This window comes from Pseudomonas emilianonis, assembly GCF_023072625.1.
In the GTDB taxonomy this organism is placed as follows: Bacteria; Pseudomonadota; Gammaproteobacteria; order Pseudomonadales; family Pseudomonadaceae; genus Aquipseudomonas; species Aquipseudomonas paraveronii.
Window position 1 is genome coordinate 1 of record NZ_JAKNRV010000604.1, and the last position, 1,909, is coordinate 1,909.

1 protein-coding gene and 1 pseudogene are annotated in these 1,909 nt (G+C 61.1%); both read left to right on the forward strand.

Annotated features, from left to right (window positions below):
• Positions 1-582, forward strand: a 582-nt coding sequence (locus L9Z73_RS29935; RefSeq protein ID WP_247408543.1) for a DUF1329 domain-containing protein, incomplete at its 5' end; no start/stop codon positions are given.
• Between the two features lie 225 nt (positions 583-807).
• A pseudogene (locus L9Z73_RS29940) lies at positions 808-1,909 on the forward strand (helix-turn-helix transcriptional regulator); the annotation flags it as partial.

Below are 1,909 nucleotides of genomic sequence, written 5' to 3' on the forward strand. Positions count from 1 at the left end.
CGTAGATGTGTGCGCCGGGCGCCGCAAGTGTCTTATGACGGGCCGGGCACCGCCGCCGACGGCCTGCGTACCTCCGACAACCTTGACATGTACAACGGTGCGCCGGACCGCTACGACTGGAAACTGGAAGGCAAGAAAGAGATCTACATCGCCTCCAACAGCTACAAGATCGACGATCCGAAACTCAAGTACGTCGACATCATCAAGGCCGGCCACATCAACCAGGACCTCACACGCTATGAGCTGCGCCGCGTGTGGCACGTGGTCGCGACCCTGAAGGAAGGCCAGCGCCACATCTACGCCAAGCGTGATTTCTTCATCGACGAAGACACCTGGCAAGCGGCGGTGATCGATCACTACGACGGTCGCGGCCAACTGTGGCGCGTCGCCGAAGCCCATGGCGAGAACTACTACGACAAGCAAGTGCCGTGGTACGCCCTGGAAACCCTCTACGACCTGCAGTCCGGCCGTTACCTGGCCCTGGGCATGAAGAACGAAGAGAAGCAGGCGTATGACTTTGGCTTCACCGCCACCACCAGCGACTTCACCCCAGCGGCCCTGCGCCAGGACGGTGTTCGCTAAGCTGTACGCGTAGCCAAATGTGGGAGGGGGCTTGCCCCCGATAGCGGTCTGACTGCCAATAAATCTATTGGCTGACCCAGCGCAATCGGGAGCAAGCCCCCTCCCACATTTTTTGTCGCAGTTCTTTTTCAGGCAAATGTTGCAAAGATCTACAAACCCGCCGCTTTTACCGCTAGTCTGCGGACATCTGCAATGCCGACAACAGCCTTCTACAAGAGCCCGGCGATGACTGATCTGTCCCGAATCCAGGGGCCTGCCAGCGCGGTAATCCCGACCCTGGAAGGTCGCTTCTACAGGCCTCCGTTGCCTGACGGCTACGTGCTGCGGCCGCGCCTGTGCGAACGGCTGAGCGCCGGCCTGGAAGGGCGATTGCTACTGGTCTGCGCCCCCGCGGGGTTCGGCAAGAGTTCGCTGGCTGTCGAGTTCTGTCAGAGCCTGCCGGCCCATTGGCAAAGTCTTTGGTTGGGCCTGAGCCCACGGGATAACGATCCTGGCCGTTTCCTTGAGCGTCTGCTCGACGGCTTGCAGCAATACTTCCCGCAATTGGGTGCCCAATCCTTGGGCCTGCTGAAAATGCGTCAGCGTCACCAGCCGTTTGCCTTTGAAGAATGGCTCGATGGCTTGCTCGACGAACTGGCGGTGCATTTGTCCACGCGTGCGCCTTTGTTGCTGGTGCTGGATGACTACCATTTGGCCCAGGGCCCGGTGCTTGATCGCTGCCTGCAATTTTTCCTCAATCATTTGCCCGATGGCCTGCTGGTGCTGGTTACCAGTCGCCAGCGCCCAGACTGGCACCTGGCGCGCTTGCGCCTGTCTCGGCACCTGCTGGAGCTGCATGAGCAAGACCTGCGCCTGACCCACGCCGAATCCCTGGCGGTGCTGGATCGCCACAGCAGTTCGCTGCGCGGCGAGGCGCTGGATAACTTGATCCGGCGCAGTGAAGGCTGGGTCGCCGGCTTGCGTTTCTGGCTGTTGGCGGCCTCCGAAGCGGGGAATGAAGGCGCCTTGCCGCAAAGCCTGCACGGCGGTGAAGGGTTGATACGCGACTATTTGCTGGAGGAAGTGATTGATTGCCTGCCGGCGGAAGTCCAGGCGTTCCTCTACGAAACCGCCTCGCAGGAACGCTTTTGCAGCGAGCTGTGCGACGCCATACGCGACGCTCATGACAGCGCCGAAATTCTGCGTTACTTGCAGGCTCACCAGGTATTTCTGGTGCCGCTGGACGAGCAGGGGCACTGGTTCCGTTATCACCATTTGTTTTCCGACCTGCTGCGCACCCGGCGCGCGAACAGCGCCGCGCTGCCGCCCGCCAGCCTGCAAATAGTCG